Here is a 22,709-nt window from a genome sequence, read left to right on the forward strand (position 1 = left end):
AAAGTAGAGTGCCGAGTTGTCCGTCGATGCGAACGACCCGGCACTCTACTTTATTATGGATAAGCTCAGTATGCCTAGTTAAGAGAAGCCGTAACGGCCTCTTCAACCCGCTCAATATGAGCACCTAGCGAGCGCAGCTTGGCATCAAGATGCTCATACCCACGCTCGATGTGCTCAATACCATAGACATGCGACTCTCCCTCAGCACAGAGGGCCGCTAGAATATAAGAGCAACCAGCGCGAATATCAGGGATATCAAGCCGTGTCCCTTTCAGAGGTGTTGGGCCACTCACAACGCAACTATGCAGATGTTCCTTCTCGCGGAAGCGGCAGGGAACCTCACCCAGGCATTTGCTATAGAGACCAACATGCGCCCCCATGCCAATCAGAGCCGAGGTATAGCCAAAGCGGTCCTCGTAGATTGTTTCATGGACCACCGACATACCATTGGCCTGGGTCAACAGAACTGTAAAGGGTTGCTGCCAATCAGTCATAAAGCCGGGATGTACATCCGTCTCCAGGGCAATTGCTGGAGGAGGAGTGGTATCACCAATAAAGCGGATACCCTCATCGTCGATATCGAAACGTAAGTTCATCTTCGAAAGCGTATTCAGAAAGGTCAGCAGTGTATCTTGTTGCGCACCACGCAGATAGACATCCCCATGCGTCAGGTAGGTCGCAATCGCCAGGGAAACTGCCTCATTGCGATCACTCAATAGGGTGTGACTCGCGCCATGTAGTTTCTCGACACCCTCAATGACAATCCGCCTATCGACTCTTAACTCAATGATGGCGCCCATCTTTTGCAAGAGTTTAATCAGATCCACAATCTCTGGTTCCGTAGCAGCATTCTCAATAATGGTAACGCCTTTAGCCAGTGATGCGGTAATCAGAAAGTTCTCAGTCGCCATTACGCTCGGGAACGGTAGCTTGATCGTCGCGCCACGCAGCCGTCCATTCGTCGTACAATAGTAACGACCATCGCGCTCGACAATAGTCGCACCCATCTGACGCAAGCCCTCAATGTGGAAATTGATGGGCCGTGGTCCAATGCGATCACCACCTGGCGCGGGAATACTGACCTCGCCACAGCGATGAAGGAGGGGGCCAAGTGCCAGAACAGCGATACGGTTCAAGCCTCCTACCTCAGTCGTGATGGAGGTCTTATCAATATTCTCCGTGCGTAAAGTGAGTGTATGGTCGTCCAGGCGCAACCAGGAGCCAACGCTCTCACAGAGCTTCATCGTTAAATAAAGATCTCCAAGCAATGGCACATTACGTAATGTGCATTCTTCGGAGGTTAACAGAGAAGCAATGACCATTTTGGTGACGGCATTTTTCGCGCCACTCAGCTTTACTTCTCCATTAAGTGCGGCTCCACCTCGTATCAAATAATGAGGCGCGGACACTGATGTAGCAATAGAATTCATGCTTAGAAATAGCCTCTTACTAAGATCTTACTGGGTACTTTTCATGCGCTCAAAAGCGGCTGCGTTTCCCGGTGCTTTCCACAGCCAGCGCCAGGGATTCAGGCGCGAATAAGACACCGCCATATGCGAATGCCTGGTATGTGGACGCTTACCACTTGCGGTCGCCTCGTTGCGATCCAAAGAATCCAATAGATCCAGGAAGTGATTCACGCTCTGAGCCACGCCCTCGACCATGAGATAGCCCGAAGGCTTAACGGCATCTCCGACGAGATATAGCCCTTCAACAGAAGTTGTTGGCGTAAGATCCTCTCCCTGCGTCATGCGATTCACCGGCCACTCACCTCGATATGTTCCCATTGTTAGGACGCGACAATGCGTATCAAAGGTATCCCCAAAGAGCATATGCAGATCTGCGAGAGCGAGAGCGCGCTCTTCTTCTACATTGTTGCTCTGAATGACCTGATGTGTAATTAATAAATGCTTGCCCTCTGGCGCAAGATTAGGGTCGCTATTCGTAGGCTGCACTATACCCGCGATACGTTTTGTATCCAGGCAATACATGATACCTCGATGTGGGATGAGTGATATCTCACTCAGGATATGAATTTTCAGCCCAACCGCCTCATGTAGATCAAGGCCATTCGTGTCTGAAACAGACTCTGCGCCATCTGAGATCTTGCGCTTGAGGACATCGGCCTGTTTAACTTTCCGACTGTGCAGAAGACCATCTGTGGCACGTGGGCCAATATCACTTACAACCAGGGACGCTTCGATCAGCTCTTCGTCTCCGCTTCCTTTATGCCGCACCCGCACTCCCGTCACACGCCCCTCTTCCCGCACAATCTGCATTACCTCGCAGGAGAGCACAATCTCTCCCCCTTGCTCAAGAATGCGCTCTTCTAACTTGCGCGCAACCGCTCCACATCCACCTTCAACAATTGCGGGCGCTCCAAAGCGAAACATATTGCGTGTAGTATGGATGACTTCGCGTGTGCTCACCTGCCAGAGTTCCAAACTTAAGGCGAAGCGCGAGATACGCTCAAAGAAGGCTACCAGTTGTGGAGTGCGCCGGACATTGATTCGTCGCTCTAGCCAGCGAGCAAAGGGCATGTCCAGTTCCTCGTCCGGAAGCTTGCTGAAGAACATCAGGTAGCCCAGGCGGAAGAACCACCACGACTGCTCAGGCCCCAGGAAACGGAGAATGCTGAGCAAGCCAGGGGCGCGATACTGCTTGCCATGTACGTGGAATGAACCAAATACATCTGCATCAAAGAGTTGCTGTGGCACATTTAGGCGTTCTAGCATCTGCGCCAGCGCGCCACTGCTGCCAAAAGGCACCATATGAACCGCACCTGTGCTTACTTGCACTCCTTGAAAATACTTGGCTGTAAAACGACCACCCGCATGGGGAAGGCGTTCCAACACAATCACGCGCTTACCTCGTTGCAGCAAATTGGCGGCGCTCAGCAAACCACCTAACCCTGCGCCAATGACGACCGCGTCAGTTTTCCGAGAACGGAGATTGGGTGAGGTGGGGTCCCGCTCTTCTACTGGTGAAACATATTCGTGCATGACAATATCCGCTTACTGCTTATCCGAACACCTGAGCGCGCGGTCATTTCGACGAAACCCCGAATCATCTGAAGAGCCGCAAGCGCAGACACGCTCAGATATTCGTACAAGGCGCTCGCGCTCACCGCGATTGCGGTGCGGAGTTTCGCATAAGATCTTTGTGATGAGCATACATATGAGTGCGAGTCAGACACGCAACATCCTAAAAAATGCGATATGGAACTCATGTAATGCCTATTCACACATGAAGTAACCAAGAGCATGCCAATAATGTGTGGGGATTCTAGCATACTCCCCACACATTGAGAATCTTGCTGTATCCGGGCTCCTGCTTGATTGGTCCAATAGCTGAATGTGAACAGCCACAGGCAAGCTTAACTATCACCAATCATGCCACGCAGCAGGCTATTACATTCGGCCATAGTATTGAGCACATTCTGATGGATCTGGAAGACTTTGTTCAATTCGCGAGCCTTGCGAGCCAGCTTGGTAACATACTCAATATCGCGTGGATTGCTCATAACATCTTCCATCAGTTGCAGCAGTTCCGCCCAGGCTAGAGCCTCGCGACTACGCGCCACATCCGCGATGGTACTATCCATGCGCTCAGCTACACGACGGATCCCACCACGAAGCTGATTCACCGTCTGGCTAACATCGCCCTCATGCTTGCGCATCGCCTCTTGCGTCGTGTTGAACTGCTCTTGCAGAGACATGATCTGTCCATCAAGCGATGAGACAGCAGCCATCAAGCTGCTCAGATCAGGCAAGTTGGGAAGCGGCAATGAGGTCAAGCGATTGAATGTGAGTGAGCCATCATCACGGCGAGACTCAGGCTCCTCCTCATATGCGGTAGCGGTATAGGAGGGAGTGGCAGCGATTGGAGTCTCCGGCACATATACAGGCTGTTCCGGCACATTGCTCGTGGCGTCATCATCGACAGGAGCAATGAATGGAACCTCATCCACATTCGCCAGCGCAGGCACGCCGAAAGGAATGTCATTCTCTTCTGAGGAGATCGACTGTGTCTCGTAACCACTATCGCTCTCTGGTAGCGTTGCATTGCTGTCGGTCGACGTACGATAGGTATTGGGCTCATACGAATCAGCCTCATAAGGAACTGAAACCGTTGGCAGCTCATCGACATTTGAGCCATAAGCGCGGAAGATCAACTCATGCTCGCCAATGCCAATATGATCGCCATCTTGCAGGACACGAGAGCCATTCTCCTCAAGCTGCTGACCATTCACGAAAGTGCCGTTCGCGCTGTGCTCATCATGAAGCACGTACTGATTATTCTCATACCTTACAACAGCATGGCGACGCGAGGTCAACTTATCCTTTTGTAGCAGGATATCACTGTTGGGTGCGCGACCAATCGCGATCTCATTCTTCTCTAGTGGGTACTCCGTAATTACCTGCCCACTCTCGGAGCGCAAAATAAAGCGCCCTGGCTGCTCAATACGATCCATCGTCGCCTGAGCAGTAGAAGCGGAAGATGAGGTCTCTGTACCATAGCCTACAGCAGTAGGGGCCGCCTCGCTACCGTAATCAGAGGAAGGCGCGGTACCTGCATCCTGACTAGATCGCCCCCATTCCTCATCGGGGAAGGCTCCCACCGTAGGATCAGCATGCATCGATTGCGCCGCTGCGGCAGGGGTCAGACGATTTCCGCAATTCAAGCAGAAATTATCGTTTGGCCGTGTCTCGGACCCACAATAGGGACACTTATCCATGATAAAACTATCCTCCCATTCGTCGTAGCACACGCAAAGATTTCGTCACGCGCGCACAAAACTTCTGTCATTATAGCAGAACTGAAACTTGAGCGTCGAGGGAACTTCTATCTCACTCACCCTTTACGACTACTCGGCTGACACTCCTATGCTCCATATGTCAATGTGTGTCAAGCGGAGCAGGAAAGCCCTTTCCTCTCACAAGAATAAATTAGGCTGACCCACGTAATAGAACGAGTTGGCAAAAGAAGCTCTTCGCAATATAGAGATTTATAGATATAGACGTTGGTACACTCTTATTTATGCTTAGTATACGCTATGAACAGACAGGACACCTGTGAAGCATTTCTCATATTGGTACTAGTCGGAATGAACGAGGTCTTTACAGTGCCATCATTCCATGCTACCATTACTATTCATCCGAAAGAAGCAGACGCTATACGCGTCTTGCACTGTGTGTCTGGTCGCGAGCATGCTTCCGACCCCGGCAGGGAAAAGCACGCCTGACCTCACCTATGCAGCGGCTAGCATGCGCTCAGGCATATAGATACCATATCTCTCGCCACGCATCTTAAAGATTTCAATACTTTCCAGGAGCTTGTGTGTGAATGCAAGACAAATCTGGCAGACCGCTATAGAACGCTTACAGGAACGGGTACAGCCAAATACCTTTACCACCTGGTTTCAGGGAACCTCGGCCTACTCCTTTCAAGACGGTGTCTTTGTCGTTGGAGTCTCTTCAACGTTCGCAAAGACGCACCTTGAGCGTCGTTTTACCAGTCTGATCCACTCCATTCTCACCGAGATTACTGGCATGGAGATCGAGGTGCAATTTATCGTGGCCCGCGACCGCCCTGAGCCTAATGCTCCATCTGAACAGTTGTTCTCGTCACCTCGCCGTCTCTCACGCCTGAATAAGGCGCGCACGTCGCCCGCGCAACATGTTCGGCGCTTCGCAGAATCGGCGGCGGCTGTCGCTAAGAAATCAAAGGCGTCGCTCTCTTTCCAGACGCTCGGTATGGGCCAGAAACCAGGTACGCCTTCAGAAGATTACCTGCTCTCGATTCCACCTCAGCATTCCCAACCAGAAGGCGATATCTTAGCACCTCCTATGGCGGGTCAGGCTAAGCCACACCCAACACCATCCGCTATTACATTCGGTGCAGGCGGCCCCCTCAATCAACGTTACACCTTTGACGCCTTTATTGTTGGCAAATCAAACCAGCTGGCGCATGCTGCATCTCTTGCAGCCTCAGAGAATCCTGGCCGCATCTATAATCCTCTTTTTCTTTATGGAGGAGTGGGTCTGGGCAAGACCCATCTACTTCACGCCGTTGGACATGCAGGCGAGAGCAGAGGCCTGACCGTCCTCTATGTGACCTCAGAAAAGTTTACCAATGAGATCATTAATGCTATCCGCTATCAAAAGACAGAGGAGTTCCGCGCCAAGTATCGTCAGATTGATATCCTGCTCGTCGATGACATCCAGTTTATCGCTGGTAAGGAATCGACTGAGGAAGAATTCTTTCATACGTTCAACTCACTACACAACGCTAATAAGCAGATAGTGGTCACCAGTGACCGCCCTCCCAAGGCAATTCATAGCCTGCAAGACCGCCTACGCTCACGTTTTGAGTGGGGCCTGCTAGCCGATGTTCAAGCCCCTGAGTATGAGCATCGACTCGCAATCCTGCGCTCAAAGACTGAGCTCCTCCATTTCGCGGTCCCCAACCCTGTTGTTGAGTATGTTGCTCGCCCAGAATGCAGTAGCGTGCGCGAACTGGAAGGAGCGCTCAACCGCGTTATCGCTTTCGCGACCTTGCGCAATGTTCCAATTACCGAGCAGCTGGCGGCTGATGCCCTGGCAAACATCTATAGTAATAAGAAGCCGGTAACAAGTGGCACCAAACTCAGCATCATAGAAGTCATCGATGGCGTCTGTCGATATTATAATGTGGAATCTGAGCGTATCCGTGGCAAACAACGCGACCGCGATATCATGTGGCCACGTCAGGTAGCAATGTATCTGATGCGCGAAGAGACGACTGCCTCACTGCAACAGATTGGAGCAGAATTGGGAGGACGCGATCATACAACGGTTATGCATGGTTGGGAGAAAGTACAAGCTGAGATGCAGCATAATGATCGGGTTCGCCATGAAATCGCGACCGTTCTGGAATCACTTCAATCACGCTCTTATTAATTCTGACTTATCAGGGCAAGCCCATATCCTCCGTCATACTAGAGCTTCTTTGCATGATTCTCCTCTGTTGAATAAAGGCAATGAGTATTATAATAGTGAGTGCATCAAGCAAGTTGAGGCAAGGTGAACTCTACCTGATATACCTTGGTAGGTTCAGCGCATGGTCATGCTCACAGCAGGAGAAGAAGAAACTTATGCAGCAACAACAGCAGCAACAGCCCGCCAGTTACGACCTACTGGCGGTCTTTGCAGACGAGGCTCAGGCCGACGGTGCCACCGCCAAATTACATAAAGAGGGCTTTGATAGCAATGAGGTATTCCAGCTCGAAGAAGGTTCCGTCGGCAGCGGACAATTCCGTGAGCATGGGCCGAATCAAGCCAGAAGCGACTATTTTCTGCGCACGCAAAAAGCGAAACCCAACCCGGTCTACATTGTGCTCTTCGCCGTTCTCTTTGGTATCATCCTGGGAGGGCTTGCCTTTATGCTTGGCTTCGCTGTCCCTGCGCTCCCTGAGCCGGTTACATTCCTTTTCGGCGCGCTTATAGGAGTGATTCTGGGTGCCATCGTCGGCTCCTTTACCAGGCGCAAGGTACGTGGTGCGATTGGGCAGGATGCCTCCAAATACAGTTCACAGAACCCGCGTAAGACACAGGAGCATAGCCGCAATGTAGTAGCACTTCGTTTCCCCGACCCAGATAACATCAGCCGTAAATCACGCGCACGCGCGATCCTGATCAACAATGGAGGTAAGATTGATCGGAGTGTAGGCAAACGCAGTTAGAACTGCTTTCTGTGCCTACATCTACCTCCTCTTCTCTCCCGCCACCTCTTTGGCGGGATTTCTTTTTATCTCTTCCCAGTAAATAAAGGTGGCAAGACTAGTAAAATGAGCCTGACTTGGTTAAAATAGAATTTGGCAGTGCAAAGACAGATAAAGTTGAACAATACTTGCGGGAGTAGAGAAGCACGCAATGTCACAGAAATTGGCCCCGACTCCAGGGCTAGAAATTAAGCCAAAGGAGATTGTTCGTGAGCGTACACGTTTGCTTCCTTTGTACAAGGTGATTCTCTATAACGATGACGTTAATGATATGTTTCATGTCGTTAATGCGTTACTAGAGACAGTCAATTCCTTGACGATGCAGGAAGCAACACAGATTATGCTTACAGCCCATCTCAACGGGAATGCTATCGTGATCGTTTGCCCATATGAACTGGCGGAGTTCTACCAAGAACGTCTTCTGCACTTCGGGTTAACAGCAACGATAGAACCAGAATAGTACTATAGTAAGGCGGTCGCTTGACCGCCTTTTGTCTTGCGCCACACACACTATGAGAAAACCACCCATCATCATGAGCCCGATATGCCGCAAAGATCGGAGAAACTTGATCTTATGAGCGTGCGTATTAGTAGATGAAAGGAGATGAATCGTTCAGGTATCCCTCATTAGCATTCAGGCATAGAAAACAAAGACGTTTAAGTATCATTGACTAACCCGCATTCTGGTACTACAATCCTGTAGGATGGAAAACCAGGCTGTCCAATCGTCCCTTATTCGCCTATAGCCTCAGACAAAACCAACCTTCGAAAGAGGGCACGGCACCACTATCGTTGCCAGCGCTCAGGTTTTGAGAGACAAATGACGAATGTTCAGTCGGGAATTTATGATGCTGTTTTATCATGCTCCATCAGGAGGAGATCAATTATGGTTCACTTATGGGGCTCCAAGGCCAAAGAAGAGACAGCGATGAGCAAATCAGCCCTCGGCGAGAGCGCCACTGGAGACGTTGCTGTCGTGCTCTGCGGTGATAAGCTGGATTCCAACCTAGTTTACCTGGGTTGCCAGATGGCAAAAGGAGCCAAACGTAAGGTCCATCTTGTGCATGTCATTGAAGTTCCACGTGCTTTACCCCTAAAAGCCGTGCTAACTGAAGAATCAGAGCGTGCCGACAAGCTGCTTATGGGTGCCTTAGCAATCGCTGAAAAGGTTGGTTGCCAGGCCGTCGCCGAAGTTGTGCAGGCCCGCGACGCGGGTCCAGCCATTGTTGATGAAGCGAAGGACCACAATTGCGCGCTAATTTTGATAGGATTGGTTCGCAACTGTCACAAGATCCAACCTGATCTTGGCAAGACAGTACCCTACGTGCTTTCCAACGCTCCATGCCGCGTCTGGCTTGTGCAGGATCCTGCCAACCAGCCACAACAACCGGCCATCGCACACTAAGCTTAAGGAGAGAGCCTTCCGGCTCTCCAACCTTCAAGCATGATAGAATACACTTGCATCTGACCACAAGTCACTACTTGTGGCTCTAGAATATCCTGTGCTCCTGAACAGACTTTCGTGTTACAATAAGAACAGAATACTCGTGTCTAGAATATCATGTCTTGCATTTGCCTGGGCAAAGCTCCCCCGAGTGATAAGCCCCATGGCAGATGTTCTTGACCGCAGGCCGTAGTCCATTCTTATTATTAGAACGTCTTCAGGAGAGATTACAGGCAATGACTACAGACGCAAATACCCATCAACAACAACCACAACGTTCTCATAGAGATTACTATACAGCTCTCCACCAGGCCGCAATTACTTTTACCTCCAGTCTTGAGCCCGAGCAGGTGCTTCAAAGCATCGTGACAAGCACATCCGAGGCCATGCAAATCGACGCCTGCACCCTCCGCCTACTCGATCGCCAGAGTGGTCAGCTATCTTTGAGCTGTGTGCATGGTCTCAGCGATAATTATCTCTCAAAAGGGCCCGTCAACCTTACACATAGCGCAATTGATAATGAGGCGATGTGTGGCACTCCCGTCTATGTGCCAGATGTGCGCAACGACACGCGCTTCCAATATCAGGAGGCAGCTAGACAAGAGGGGCTGGTCTCGGTACTCTGTGTACCTCTCGAAGTTCGAGGCGAAGCCATCGGTGTCATCCGCGTTTATACCAAACAACCAACAACCTTTGCAGAAGATGACATTCAGTTCTTGACAGTCCTGGCTAGTCTGGCCGCGCTTTCCATTGAAAACTCGCGCCTCTACGAAAGCATGCGCAGTTCCTACAATAATGTAATGGGAGCGCTCTGGGGGACACAATCTCTTGTAGAGCCAACTGAGACAACAACGACCTTCGAAACGGTAGTTCGGTATCACGATTACCAGGTCTGATCTAAAGAAAAAAGAGATGCCAGGGCAAATAATCCTGGCATCTCTTTTTTCTTTAGATCAGGGTATTGATGAGATAAGGTGAGCTGAAAGCGGTCGCTTCTCCCGCTTGCTTACCTGGAACGGGGAAGAGACGAGCAGACAACGGTTTGCGCAGACGGAGCGCGAGAGTAGCGACGTCGAGGAGCAAGGCCGCAATCTCCTCTGTAGAGCAATCTCCAGGTAGGGGGATAGTATCTAGCCCAGTGCCACAGACAGTTGAGTAGAGTAGAAGCTGATGCGCATTTATCCGCCGCTCAGCCCAGCGCTGTCCCAGAAGCGAATCTTCCAACACCGGTAGCATGAGCCCATTGTAACCACAAGTTGGTAGGTCTGTCCCCTTGATAGCTGCGGTCAGCGCTGCCGCCACCGCCAACGATCCAGGCGACCCCAGGGGACCATAACCACAAAGCTCCATCGCGCCCGCGATACTCGCCTCGCCCATAGGAGCAGGCGAAAGATCGATGCCCCCAAAACGGATGCAAAACTCATCGGCAAGGCTCTGTACCGCTGCAACGATAGGGCAAGACCGCTCCTGCAAAGCCTGACGTACCACCTCGCTCACTTGAGCAAGAGCAAGCGGCCCTGAGCTCTGCCCACGCATCCGCTGCAACGCCTGTGCCACGATCTCAACTCCTTGCAAACCAACACTCAAGCTGCTCTCACCCTCATGATAAGCCGCTGGAAAGAAGGGGCTTCCAGGCTCCACACAGGCGAGCATCGCAAAGCGAAAGTTACCAAAACCGTCCTCGCTTTCGCGCGCCAGACGTTGGATAATGCGCGCTGTTGGCAGCGCGGCCTCAGCACGCAACCCATGCGCTGACGAGACCAGTTGAACCGTCGCACTTATACCAGGCGCTGGAAGAAGCAAGTCAGCAAGAATATCGAGCCGCTCCATTGGGAAGTCAGGTTTCACAACTTGCGCTGGACCAAGCGAACAATAGGTCAGGTTGTGATCATCCAGCATGCCCTGCAACTCCTGAACATACTGCTGTATTGCAGTCGCTGACCAATCCACGAGATCATCAAAAATAGGACGTGTTGAGATACGCACAGTCTGCACCTCGTAGCCAGCCTCACTAAGACGAGTCTCAGCCGCACGCAGCCGTCTGCTTGCCTCCTGTATATGCGCAGTGGTAAGCGGATGTGGGTCAGAGAGCCCCAGCGTAATCGTTCGTATCGTTGGCGCTTGAGTAGATATATCGACAGATTCCACCATGAGCTTTCCTCTTTTCAGCATGATCAATGTATGAGTAATAATAGGACTCTTCACAAAGCGTAAGAACTGGTCTCCGGTACGCTAAGCCGGTCGCTTCCACTATATCACGCCTCGCGAAGAATTGACGAAGGGCAAGCCCTGGCGTACACTGCCAGTAAGAATAAAATGCAGGAGAGGATGGCGCACACATGCCACAAATAGACGAACAGAGTGAGGCCCTGGTACAGCAAGCCGAATGCTTTCTTTGCGCCTTCGATCCCACACATACATGCACTCGCGTTGAGCTTGAAGGGGTTATTCTAGCGGCACAAGAGAGCCTGGTCAATGGCGAGCGTGTCGCCATCTTCGTCCTCGATACTGGGAGCACACAACTTGAGGTCCATCTGAATGATAGCTACTATCGGAGCCTCGTACGTGAATTACGTGCACGTTGGGAGATGGTAAGATCGCTCGCACTGCGCCTGCGTGTTTACCATCTTCCATTCGCACCCACTGAGATTATCTACAGCGATAAGACACGCGCCTGTTATCGTGGCAACTCCTATACGCTGGCAGTACTTGAGCCGGATACGCTGCTGAACATCACCGACCTCAATCAGGCGGAATATTGTCAGCGCCAACACCTCTTGCAACGTCTGGCCCCCTCACCCGCCAATGCCGCAACCATCCGTGGTAATCTCGTCCATTATTGCTTTAAAGAACTGCTCAAAGAGCATGATCGAGGCAAGTTCGCGCCGGAATCCCCAGAGGCGGAATCACCCCTTTCCAGCTTACAACGCCATCTTGAACAGGCATTACAACTCAATGCTATCGACCTGGCATTGCTGGGAGTTTCGCCGCAGACGATGCATGAAGAGGTTCTCCCTCATCTAGAGAGTCTATCCCGCTGGTATGAGACAGAGCGCACGACGCTCTGGGACATGCCTGCCGCCTGGCAAGATGGAAACACACAGGACACAGCGTCAAATCAGGTGCGCGCTGAGACGTTCCTCCTCGCGCCTGAAATTGGTTTACGTGGGCGCCTCGACCTCTTCTGGCGTCAATCTGGACGTCAACGCTTACTCGAACTCAAAACCGGGGGAGCGAAGGGAGAGCTACCACGTAAAGAACATCGCTGGCAGGTCTATGGCTATCACGCCCTGCTTATGGTTCGTCACGATTCGCAGATGCAAAAGGCTCTCGCGACGCTCCTTTATAGCGGAACACCACAGCACGCACAGGCATTCGGTGTTCCCGCCTCTATTCGCGAGATTCAACGCGTCAATGAGCGGCGCAATGTGCTTGTCCTCAGCAATACAACTGGCATCCCAACCACACCACCAGGACCCTCCCGCTGTAATCGCTGTTCTCTTCAGAGCCAATGCTACCACCTTTCAACGCTCCTCAACTGGCAGCTACCAGCGGTCGATCCAACTTCGGAAGAGCCTATCTTGACAGAGAGCGGAACGGAAAGAGAACGCCCCTGGCATTTCGATACCCAGGAAGATCGCGATTTCTTCGCGCGCTACTATCACCTGTTACAACTAGAGGGGCGAGAGGGCAGTCTCCAGCAAGCGCTTTTGTGGAAGACACCCGTCGAGGAGCGTCTGGCGCGAGGCACAGCCATTCGCGGACTAACACCACTAAGCAGCGCTGCGATTGAGAAAGATGGCTGGGAACAGAGGTTTCTCTGTGTGAATACCTCAGAACTGCGCGAGGGCGATGAGATCCTGTTGAGCGATGGTGATCCTATTCGCGGCGAAGTTGTGAGTGGTACCATTCTCAAAATCAGTTCCGAGGAAGTCACCATCTGGACACGCGAACTAATTGCGCATCCTGACTTACTAGATCGCTATGATAACGATCTAGTGCATGTCCGCACGCTCCAAAACCTGATGCGCTGGCTACGCGTAGACCCACACCTACGAGATTTGGTTGCAGGAAAAGTACGCCCACGCTTCAAGCAGCAGGACTACACTCCGACAGCAGCACTGAATGCGGAACAGAATCAGGCCGTCGAGCGTGCTTTACAGATGCGTGATTATCTACTCATTCATGGCCCTCCAGGCACAGGCAAAACCAGCGTAATCGCTGAAATCGTCAAGCGCTTAACCCAGCAGGGACAACGCGTCTTGCTGGCAGCCTTTACCAATCAAGCAGTTGATAACGTCTTACTCCGCCTGGAGCGTGAGAGCTTTGATCATTATCTTCGCCTGGGGCATGATCGCAGTGTCAATGAACAGGTACGCTCGCATCTGCTAAAAGAATTAGCTGGGAAGACACTCGCGTCCGATGCAATACACTCGTTGCTTCATACCACGCCCGTTGTGGCCTCAACAACCGCTACCTGGTCATCAGATAGGTATCTTCCCGCCGGGATGCTGAAGCCCGAGGATGCGGTGAATGGACAGGTTGGGCTGGAATTTGATGTCGCGATCATTGACGAGGCTGGTCAACTCACGGTACCCGCGATTCTGGGCGCGCTCCGTTTCGCACGACGCTTCATTCTGGTAGGAGATGAGAAGCAACTCCCGCCTCTGGTTCTGAGCCAGGAGGCCGCGCTTCAAGGGCTTAGTACATCACTCTTCGAGCAATTAAAACGCATGGACGATGACTATACGCAAGACCAACCATTAGCGGTCAGCGCATGCGTTCCCTTGCTTACCCAGTACCGCATGAACAAGTGGATTTCGAACTTTGCCTCGACCGTCTTCTATGAGCGTAAACTGCTCGCTCATTCTTCAGTCGCCGACCGCCAGCTAGAACTCGCGGGAATCGCACTGCCACGCCGTAACACCCAAAAAACTGAGGCAGCCTTCATAGCTGATGCCCTCAGACCACAACGGCCCCTGATTTTTCTTGACGTGCCTCCGGAGGCCGAAACAGACGACCGAGCTCCCCGCGAAAAGGTCAGTGATCCCGAAGCGAGAACCATACGGGCTATCGTCAAGGGTTTACTGGCGCAGCAGATCGCGCCTGAACAGATCGGCATTATAGCCCCCTTCCGTGCCCAGGTTGCGAACATCCGCCGCCACCTCTTCAGCAGCGATCCCGCCGGTGGCTGGCAAGGCTTACCACCAGGGACGCCTCTCAGCGTAGATACGGTGGATCGCTTCCAGGGAGGTGAGCGCATGGTAATCATCATGTCCTTCGCGACCAGCCAGGAACCAGCCCTCAAGAGCCAGAGACGCGACTTCCTGACCAATCCACATCGCCTGAACGTGGCCTTGACGCGCGCGCAACGCAAACTCATTCTAGTTGGCTCAGTATCCGCGCTCGAACAGCTTCCGCTCTTCAGCCGCTTGATTACCTACTGCCGAAGTATGAAGACGGTCTTTCCAACTGGCACTCACGCTCTGACTCCTTCTTCCTGAACAAGGAGGAGTCAGACGTCACGCACATCAATCAGGCCCTTCTTAATAGCATAAATTACGATTTGCGAACGGTCATATATGTCTAGCTTACGATAGAGGCTGCTAATATGGTTGCGTACTGTCTTCTCAGTCACTTGCATCCGACGCGCAACCTCTTTGGGAATTAAGCCTCTGGCGATATGCATCAAGACATCAACCTCACGATTGGTCAGACCTGTAGCAGGCGCAATCTGCCCTTCCGGCTCCTGCCCATACATCTGCATCATGTGTCCAGTAGCACGGGGCGTCATAACCTGCTCACCTGCATATACTGCGCGTATAGCTGCCACCACGCCCTCAGCAGAGCTATCCTTTAAGAGATAACCACTGGCACCTGCACTGAGGCCCTCAACAACACGCTCGTCAATAGTATACGCGGAAAGCAAGATCACACGAATCTGGGGCCACTCCTCTTTGATACGCCGCAACGCCTCAATGCCATCCATTTGAGGCATCTGAACATCCATCAATAATACATCTGGCTTATAGGTTTCCGCCAGTTCCAGTGCCTCTAGCCCATTACTGGCCTGCCCCACCACTGTAAATGTCTGCTCGCGCTCCAACATTCCAGCCACACACTCACGAAACAGGCGCTGATTATCCGCCACTACAATACGGATATAGGTTCCGCGCTCGCCACTCCCACTCGCCTTTCGTCTACTCCCAAGCATACCCTCTACCTGGAGCGTCATATACACCTTCCTCCCTCAGCCACTTCTATATACATACATAATCAAGCATTGTGGCCCTTTCCAAAAACACATCATCTCGTCTCTTTTAAGTGAGATATATCGCTAATGATTATTGTACTCTATTTACTATATATTTCAACCATTCATTCAGGCTTTCTCTCCGCCCCCATTGCTATATGACTCCACTATACGGTATCCTTTGGTGTGAGTCATTCGTCATAGTAGCTATAGATGACACTTACTGACACAATCCAAACACACAGATGTTGATAAACATAGAATAAGGAGAATATAATGGCCGCAAAGGGTATCCTTGTTGTGGGTAGCCTTAATATGGATCAGGTGGTACGTGTTCCCCATTTACCACGCATGGGAGAGACACTATTGGGGGGTGATTCTCTCAAATTTGAGCCAGGTGGCAAAGGCGCAAATCAGGCTGTCGCCATGGCCCGCCTGGGAGCTCCTGTCATGATGGCAGGACGCGTCGGGCATGATACATTTGGCGAGCGTTTGCTATCCGCAGTTGAGAACGAGGGAATCGATACCAAACTCATCGTCAAAGATAAACAAGAGGCTAGTGGCGCTGCCTTTATCTTTCTCTCACGGGAAGGTGACAATGCCATTGTTGTCGCGGCTGGCGCGAACATGCGTGTTGGAAATGATGAGGATCAGTATCAGCGCATCATAGATGCACTACCAACCGTTCAAACACTGGTACTCCAACTCGAAATCCCATTGGATACGGTTACACGTCTCATCGAGGCAGCCCATGAACTTGAAGTATCCGTCGTTCTTAATCTTGCCCCTGCTCAATCATTGCCGCGTGAAGTCCTGCGCAAGCTCTCAGTTTTAGTCGTGAATGAGACTGAGGCAAGCCACCTGAGTGGGCAGCAGGTTAAAACAGTAGAAGACGCGCGCATCGTAGCCACTGTCTTACATGACTATGGCATTGCAACCGTTGTTATTACGCTTGGTGAGCGCGGCGCGATTCTAGTCACACACGATACTGACAATCAATCACGCTGCATCTATCAGACCGCTCCTAAGGTTCAACCTGTGGACACAACAGCGGCGGGAGATTGTTTTGTCGGCGCGCTAACTGTTGCACTCAACGAAGGGCAAAGCGCGGAAGATGCCTTGCGCTTCGCAGCCTACGCCAGCGCACTCAAAGTCACGCGCTTCGGCGCTCAATCAGGCTTACCCAACCGGGAGGATGTTCTTGCTTCGCTTAATTCTGGACACTGATCCAGGCATCGATGATGCCCTCGCACTCTTTCTCGCTCTGGCTTCGCCCGAGATAACTCTCGAGGCCATTACCACCGTTTGCGGAAATGTGCCACTTGCGAGAACAACACGTAACGCGCTCACGTTGTTAGAACTGGCTGGTCGCACGGATATTCCGGTCGCCGCTGGAACCTCTTGCCCTCTCGTCGTGCCTTATGTAGATGCGGCACTGGTGCATGGCGGCACTGGCCTCGGTTCACTTACGCTACCCGATCCCCAGATTCAACCGGTGAGCCAGCACGCCGTCGATCTCATTATTGAGAAGATCATGAGCGCACCCGGAGAGATCACCCTGGTAGCGGTAGGCCCACTGACCAATCTGGCTCTGGCTCTACGCAAAGAGCCCCGCATAGCGCACGCCGTGCGCGAGGTCTATATCATGGGAGGCGCTTTACGCGTTCCCGGCAATGTCACGCCTGCCGCCGAATTCAATATCTATTGCGATCCACACGCCGCGCATGCTGTCTTCCATGCTGGCTGGCCTCTACGCCTTGTTAGCTTAGACGCTACCCATCAGGTGAGCATCAGTCAAACCCGCTTTGCCGAATTCACATCTTATGGAGGAGCCATCAAACAAGCCATCCGCCAGATGACTGATTTTTATTTCGATGTCTTCCAGGCAAACGAAACATCGAAGAAATTCCATATGCATGATCCACTCTGCCTTGCCGCCGCCATCTACTCTGATCTCATTACGTGGGAACCCGCCTATGTCGACGTCGAACTTCAGGGTACACTCACTCTGGGCGAGACAGTCGCGGACTTCAAGCATCCTGAAAAAGCGAATCTTCTGGGCTCGGTCGCGGTCGATGCCGAACGCTTTACGCAATTCTATTTCGAGCGTATGAGCCAGGCTTATCCATAGAGCTCATATCCGAATGGACCGTTCATCAGCACTTTATACAGAGCACTCTTCAGGGCATCCATACCCACTCCTGGCTTAACAAGACTCACAGGTAACGAGCACTCACAAAGAAGTTTTATTTTGACAAAAGCGATCCTATACGATATAGTAAGGAAGAACTATTCCGACTAATACGCTCGGATTAAATTGAGCGCAACCGATACAAAGGAGCCCACGATGGCGCAAATTAATGAAGCAGAAGTGATGGACGCCCTGCGCGAATGTTATGACCCCGAGATTCCCGTCAATATCGTTGACCTGGGATTGGTTTATAACGTTGATCTCAATCAAGAAGAAGGCAACGTAGGGATCACAATGACGCTGACCGCCATTGGCTGCCCCATGGCTGGAGAAGTCATGGAAGAGGTAGAGACACGCGTCAAGCAGGTCGAGAATGTGAACGCCTGCAAGGTTGATCTGACCTTTGATCCCCCCTGGTCCCCTGACCGCATGACCGAAGACGCAAAATGGGAACTGGGAATGATCTAAGTAGATCATTCTATACTCTCAAGTATATACTCTCAAGTAATAAGAGTTTGCCTGATTATTAGCGACCAGGCAAACTCTTTCTATTTTTGCCGACTCCCATTGCCCATTAAAAATGCTATCACTTCCCTGTTCAAAAGAATTACTAATTGTATGGCTTCACTTGACCAGATCGATACCAAAAGTTTCGCGCGAAACTTTTGGAGACCTTTTCCAGGACGAGTTAGTCATAGTATGAGGAAGAGGCGAATAGTAACAAAATACCGTTTGCTGTACAAAAGCAGGCTTTGTGCTACACTTATCCAGGTAATGCGACTCAGCGATGCCGATAGCATCGCGCGGAGGTCAAAAAATGTGGTGTGGATGACGAGGATACCCTATAGAATGTACACGCTTTCCTATCGTCTTACGTTCAACCATATTGGAGTTTGCACATATGCAGAATTGCTCTGTCTGCGGTACCCCCCTTCAAACAGCAGCGGTATTCTGTCCAGATTGCGGCCGGCGAACCCTTCCGGGCTCCGCGTCCTTGAGTTATGCTTATACTACGTCTGCACCCACGGCAACTTCACCAGCAGGTGCCCAGACACACACTATTAGCGACTCGTTGAGTACCAAGGTCAGGCCTCGTAATCATTCTTCAGCATTCATGTCAGACTATAAGACATACCAGAGTTTCTCCTCACCTGTCACACCTACCCCGCCTTCATCTATACCCGTCGTGGCTTCTCAAGAAGAGCAATCCTTACATCCAAATATTCAAAATTTCGATTCCTATAGATATCCCTCTCCACCCACCATAGCCTACACAATACCTGAACTTACACGCCGCAAGCTCCCCTTCTGGGCCCTTGCAACACTTTCAGTCCTGCTTCTGATATCGGTTGGGACAGGAGCATGGCTCACCTACTACGCAGGCTTCGAGCTGCCCGCGCAGGCTGATGCCATGGCTACGGCAACCATTCAAGCTGCAACCACTACCGCAAAGACACAGGCGACTCAAACCGCGCAATCACACATTAATGCGACCGCCACCGTCAGCACCCAGGCCACAGCCCAGGTCCAGCAGACCGCCACAGCCCTTCAAGGCATATATAATCAAGCAACCAGCGGTGTCCCTACGTTCCAATCCCCTCTTGCCGCACAGGATAGCGCAAACTGGGAAATCTATAATGCTCAGGGTGGGGGTGGTTGCTTCTTCGCCGATGGCGCATTGCATGCCAGTGTGCAGCGCCAGAATTATTATGTCCCCTGCTTCGCTCTTGCCAGCAACTTCGCGGATATGGTCTTTGAGGTAGAAATGACCATCACTTCTGGCGACGAGGGGGGAATAATCTTTCGGGGGGACAACACTGCATCGAAATTCTACTATTTCCGCGTTGGTCGCGATGGCATCGCAGCCCTCTATGCTACCCAGAGTAACAATGAGAGCCGTAATCTTTTCTATGATCGCGTAGACACTATCAAAAAGGGTATAAACCAGACCAATATCGTAACTATTATCGCACGCGCAAGTACTATTTCTCTGTATATTAATAAGCAATATGTCGGGCAAACACAGGACACAACCTATACATCGGGACAGATTGGTCTCCTTGCTAGCGACCTGACCAACGCTACCGATGTCGCGTATACTAACGCCCGGGTCTGGCAACTCTAGCGTCATAGTGTTCTTTAGAATGGAGTCAATTCGTCTCTCATGCGACTATCTGGCAAGCCTTCTCAACAGCCTGAATCAAAGAGCTCTACGACCACCTCTGAGGAGGAAGGTCGCACTATTCTCGCTATGCCGACATCCACGAAACAAGTCGAATATCCAGAGGATTCCGCCTCCACTCCTACCAACAACTTTGATTCTCGATTGGCTGATTTAGACCTGAAGCGCAAGCGTATGCTCAAACGCCAACGACGCCTGGATCGCTTACAGATACTAACCCTTACGCTTGCTATACTCCTCATTCTCAGTGGCCTCGGATTTATTACCTATACCACCAGCATTGACTATCGCCACGCAAGCCACACTTTCGCGACCGTCCAGGCTCAGTGGACCCAGAATGTCGTCAACACCGCTCAGGCTCGCACTCAAAGCACCGTAAATGCCATCAATACCGTCCAGGCTAACATCAATGCGACCGCCACTTCACAGGCACAGACACAAGCACAAGCCACAGTAGCATCAGAGGATGCTACGGCAACTGCTACCGCACTCGAAAGCCTCCTTACAGAAACCACTGAGAAGACCCCGAACCTGGACGATCCACTGATAGATCGCGACGGCGATGGAGAGTGGGACATCGGCGGCAATACAAGTACTGGCTGTGTCTTCACAGATAGCGGATACCATGCCTTTGTCGCCAAGCGTGGCTATATTCAGCCCTGCCTCTCGCAAGCCAGCACATACACGGATCTGCTCTACTCAGCTCAGGTCAGCGTCAACACTGGCAATGGCAACCGAGCGGGCCTGATATTCCGCGCCAATAATAATGGTGACCAGTACTATTTCTTTGGGGTTGGCATTGATGGAACGTATGGGCTCGACCTCTATCAGAGCAATGGACAGCACCAAACCCTCTTTAGCGGTCGAGATACAGCCAATATCATCTCACAGGGTTTGGGGCAATCCAATCGCCTCGCAATCCTCGCGCAAGGTGATATCTTCTACCTCTTCGCCAATGATACCTTCCTGGGCAGCGCTCAAGATGCGACCCTTGCCTCGGGGCATCTGGGTGTAGCCGTCCTTCAATCAGATATTCCCATCGATGCCACCTTTAGTGATGCTCAGGCCTGGAAGATCTAAATCTCTTTCACCACTTGACAAAGCACAAGCGAACTGGTACCCTAACTTGTAAGTATACGCGAAGTAGCAGATCTGCTTATACAGAACAAACCAGCATATAAATGGCTATGATCGGGACAAGTACCCTATGCGACATTTCAGAGAACTGCGGGTCGGTGCGACGCAGTAGTACGCAAAGATGAAATCCACCCGAGAGCCTACACGAAGAGTGCTACGGTTCGCCTCCGTTATCAGGCATTCATGAGGTTCACTCCCCTGAGTGAATGAACAAAGGTGGTACCACGATAACGCACATCAGCCGTCGTCGTCCTTTCAGGACACGGCGTTTTTTTATTGTCTTTTTAAGGGTTTCTACAAACCGGGGTCGTTCCCAGCCAGCCCTCCTTAGAGGACAGTAGCATCGTAAACGCGACGCATACTGACGCACTCATTTTTCACAGGAGGAGTAAGCCCGACCCTTACCCTGAAGGAGTCTCTCTATGCTTGATCTTGCCTTTATTCGCAATAACGCCGACACGGTCAAAGAGGCCGCGCGACTCAAGAACAATACAATAGACATCGACGCCTTGTTGGAACTGGACCGGCGTGTCGTCACACTCCAGCATGAAGTCGAGGAGGCACGCGCGCAACAAAACGCGCTATCGAAAAAGATTCAGCAGGCGGCCAAAGAGAAGAACGTAGAGCTGCGCAACCAGTACATCGCCGAAGGGAAGCAGCTTTCGGAGAGTATCAAAGAGAAAGAGCCTCTTCTGACACAGCTTCAGGAAGAGCGTTATCAGTTGCTCCTACTCGTGCCCAACATTCCCGATCCCAGCACCCCGGTCGGCAAAGATGAGGACGACAATGTTCCCATCAAATACTGGGGGGAGAAGACTCAATTCGACTTCCCTGCGCTCGACCATTACGATCTAATGCAACGACTCAATATGGTCGACATCGAGCGCGCGGTAAAAGTAGCGGGAAGCCGCAGCTACGCGCTCAAAGGCGATGCCGCGCGCCTGGAACTGGCACTAATGAATTTCGCCTTCGACCGTTTGGCACGCAAGGGCTATACACCCGTCATCGTGCCCTCGATGGCTCGCGACTTCTGTTTTGTTGGCAATGGTCAGTTCCCCAAGGGGCGTGATCAGGTTTATGAAGTTGAGGGGCAGGATCTCTATCTCGTAGGAACTGCTGAGGTTTCGATCACTGGCATGTACAAGGACGAGATCTTAAAGGCCGAGGAGCTCCCACTCACCTTTGTTGGCTATAGCCCCTGCTTCCGCCAGGAGGCAGGAACCTACGGTAAGGATACGCGCGGCGTCTTCCGTATTCACCAGTTCAACAAGGTCGAGCAGTATATCATCTGTGAGGCCGATCATGAGGTTTCGGTGCGCTGGTTTGAGGAGTTGGAACGCAATGCCGAAGAGCTCATCCAGGCCCTTGAGCTTCCCTACCGCATTGTAAACGTCTGCACCGGCGATATGGGTGACGGTAAGGTTGGCATGCACGATATCGAATGCTGGATTCCCAGCGAGAACCGCTATCGCGAGACCCATTCGTGTTCGTACTTCCATGACTGGCAGGCTCGCCGCGCGAATATTCGCTATCGTGACGCTGAGGGAAAAGTCCATTTCGTCCATACACTCAACAATACCGCTATCGCCTCGCCGCGCATCCTCATCCCCCTGCTGGAAACACATCAGCAGGCCGATGGCAGCATTCGCATTCCCGAAGCCTTACGCCCCTATATGGGAGGGCAGGAGTATATTGGGCGCTAAGTAAGCGCACCATATGCCCTATTGGAGTGGAGTTGCT

Annotated in this window: 17 protein-coding genes and 1 other annotated feature; of the genes, 12 read left to right on the forward strand and 5 right to left on the reverse strand. The window is 51.7% G+C overall.

The genetic code is table 11. From position 1 onward, the window contains the following. Positions 1-74: 74 nt before the first annotated feature. From murA to K3T82_RS07490, 3 genes are all read right to left on the reverse strand, one after another. Positions 75-1,430, reverse strand: coding sequence for a UDP-N-acetylglucosamine 1-carboxyvinyltransferase (gene murA, locus K3T82_RS07480; RefSeq protein ID WP_220192857.1), 1,356 nt, complete (start codon positions 1,428-1,430; stop codon positions 75-77). A 27-nt stretch (positions 1,431-1,457) separates the two neighbouring features. Beyond that, positions 1,458-3,002: a phytoene desaturase family protein gene (locus K3T82_RS07485; RefSeq protein WP_220192858.1), complete on the reverse strand. Its 1,545-nt coding sequence runs from the start codon at positions 3,000-3,002 to the stop codon at positions 1,458-1,460. Positions 3,003-3,376: 374 nt separating this feature from the next. After that, the gene (locus tag K3T82_RS07490) at positions 3,377-4,738 is read right to left on the reverse strand and encodes an FHA domain-containing protein (protein WP_220192859.1); all 1,362 of its coding nucleotides are present in this window, start codon (positions 4,736-4,738) and stop codon (positions 3,377-3,379) included. 604 nt (positions 4,739-5,342) lie between these two features. Between K3T82_RS07490 and dnaA the strand changes: the two genes are divergently transcribed. The 5 genes from dnaA to K3T82_RS07515 all read left to right on the forward strand — a co-directional run bounded on the left by dnaA (position 5,343) and on the right by K3T82_RS07515 (position 10,102). Continuing rightward, the gene (gene dnaA, locus K3T82_RS07495; protein ID WP_220192860.1) at positions 5,343-6,941 is read left to right on the forward strand and encodes a chromosomal replication initiator protein DnaA; all 1,599 of its coding nucleotides are present in this window, start codon (positions 5,343-5,345) and stop codon (positions 6,939-6,941) included. Positions 6,942-7,135: 194 nt separating this feature from the next. After that, on the forward strand, positions 7,136-7,723 hold the full coding sequence (locus K3T82_RS07500; protein ID WP_220192861.1) for a hypothetical protein: 588 nt from the start codon (positions 7,136-7,138) through the stop codon (positions 7,721-7,723). Between the two features lie 190 nt (positions 7,724-7,913). Beyond that, the gene (locus tag K3T82_RS07505; protein ID WP_220192862.1) at positions 7,914-8,222 is read left to right on the forward strand and encodes an ATP-dependent Clp protease adaptor ClpS; all 309 of its coding nucleotides are present in this window, start codon (positions 7,914-7,916) and stop codon (positions 8,220-8,222) included. A gap of 426 nt (positions 8,223-8,648) precedes the next feature. Then, on the forward strand, positions 8,649-9,167 hold the full coding sequence (locus K3T82_RS07510; RefSeq protein WP_220192863.1) for a universal stress protein: 519 nt from the start codon (positions 8,649-8,651) through the stop codon (positions 9,165-9,167). Between the two features lie 275 nt (positions 9,168-9,442). Further along, entirely contained in the window at positions 9,443-10,102 is a 660-nt protein-coding gene (locus tag K3T82_RS07515; protein WP_220192864.1) for a GAF domain-containing protein, read from the forward strand. Between the two features lie 52 nt (positions 10,103-10,154). Here K3T82_RS07515 and K3T82_RS07520 read toward each other — a convergent pair whose 3' ends face one another. Beyond that, complete coding sequence (locus K3T82_RS07520; protein WP_220192865.1) at positions 10,155-11,357, reverse strand: DUF711 family protein; 1,203 nt, start codon at positions 11,355-11,357, stop codon at positions 10,155-10,157. Positions 11,358-11,545: 188 nt separating this feature from the next. Here K3T82_RS07520 and K3T82_RS07525 point away from each other — a divergent pair, with 188 nt between their 5' ends. Further along, entirely contained in the window at positions 11,546-14,710 is a 3,165-nt protein-coding gene (locus tag K3T82_RS07525; protein WP_220192866.1) for an AAA domain-containing protein, read from the forward strand. Positions 14,711-14,721: 11 nt separating this feature from the next. On the opposite strand, the gene K3T82_RS07530 is transcribed toward K3T82_RS07525, so the two are convergent. Further along, a complete protein-coding gene (locus K3T82_RS07530; protein ID WP_220192867.1) occupies positions 14,722-15,441 on the reverse strand; it encodes a response regulator in 720 nt (239 codons plus the stop codon). Positions 15,442-15,735: 294 nt separating this feature from the next. On the opposite strand from K3T82_RS07530, the gene rbsK reads away from it, so the two are divergent. From rbsK to serS, 6 genes are all read left to right on the forward strand, one after another. Further along, on the forward strand, positions 15,736-16,686 hold the full coding sequence (rbsK, locus tag K3T82_RS07535) for a ribokinase (protein ID WP_220192868.1): 951 nt from the start codon (positions 15,736-15,738) through the stop codon (positions 16,684-16,686). Further along, positions 16,661-17,590, forward strand: a complete 930-nt coding sequence (locus K3T82_RS07540; protein ID WP_220192869.1) for a nucleoside hydrolase — start codon at positions 16,661-16,663, stop codon at positions 17,588-17,590. Before rbsK ends, K3T82_RS07540 begins: the two co-directional genes overlap by 26 nt. 216 nt (positions 17,591-17,806) lie before the next feature. Continuing rightward, positions 17,807-18,118, forward strand: coding sequence for a metal-sulfur cluster assembly factor (locus tag K3T82_RS07545; protein ID WP_220192870.1), 312 nt, complete (start codon positions 17,807-17,809; stop codon positions 18,116-18,118). Between the two features lie 646 nt (positions 18,119-18,764). Further along, positions 18,765-19,775 carry a 3-keto-alpha-glucoside-1,2-lyase-like domain-containing protein gene (locus K3T82_RS07550; RefSeq protein WP_220192871.1) on the forward strand — a complete coding sequence of 337 codons (1,011 nt, stop codon included), beginning with the start codon at positions 18,765-18,767 and terminating at the stop codon, positions 19,773-19,775. Between the two features lie 39 nt (positions 19,776-19,814). Beyond that, the gene (locus K3T82_RS07555) at positions 19,815-20,912 is read left to right on the forward strand and encodes a hypothetical protein (RefSeq protein ID WP_220192872.1); all 1,098 of its coding nucleotides are present in this window, start codon (positions 19,815-19,817) and stop codon (positions 20,910-20,912) included. A 98-nt stretch (positions 20,913-21,010) separates the two neighbouring features. After that, positions 21,011-21,227: a binding site (T-box leader), on the forward strand. A 164-nt stretch (positions 21,228-21,391) separates the two neighbouring features. Next, positions 21,392-22,672, forward strand: coding sequence for a serine--tRNA ligase (serS, locus tag K3T82_RS07560; protein WP_220192873.1), 1,281 nt, complete (start codon positions 21,392-21,394; stop codon positions 22,670-22,672). The last annotated feature ends 37 nt before the right edge of the window (positions 22,673-22,709 follow it).

The sequence above is a fragment of the Ktedonospora formicarum genome (genome assembly GCF_016587355.1).
Taxonomy (GTDB): domain Bacteria; phylum Chloroflexota; class Ktedonobacteria; order Ktedonobacterales; family Ktedonobacteraceae; genus Ktedonobacter; species Ktedonobacter formicarum.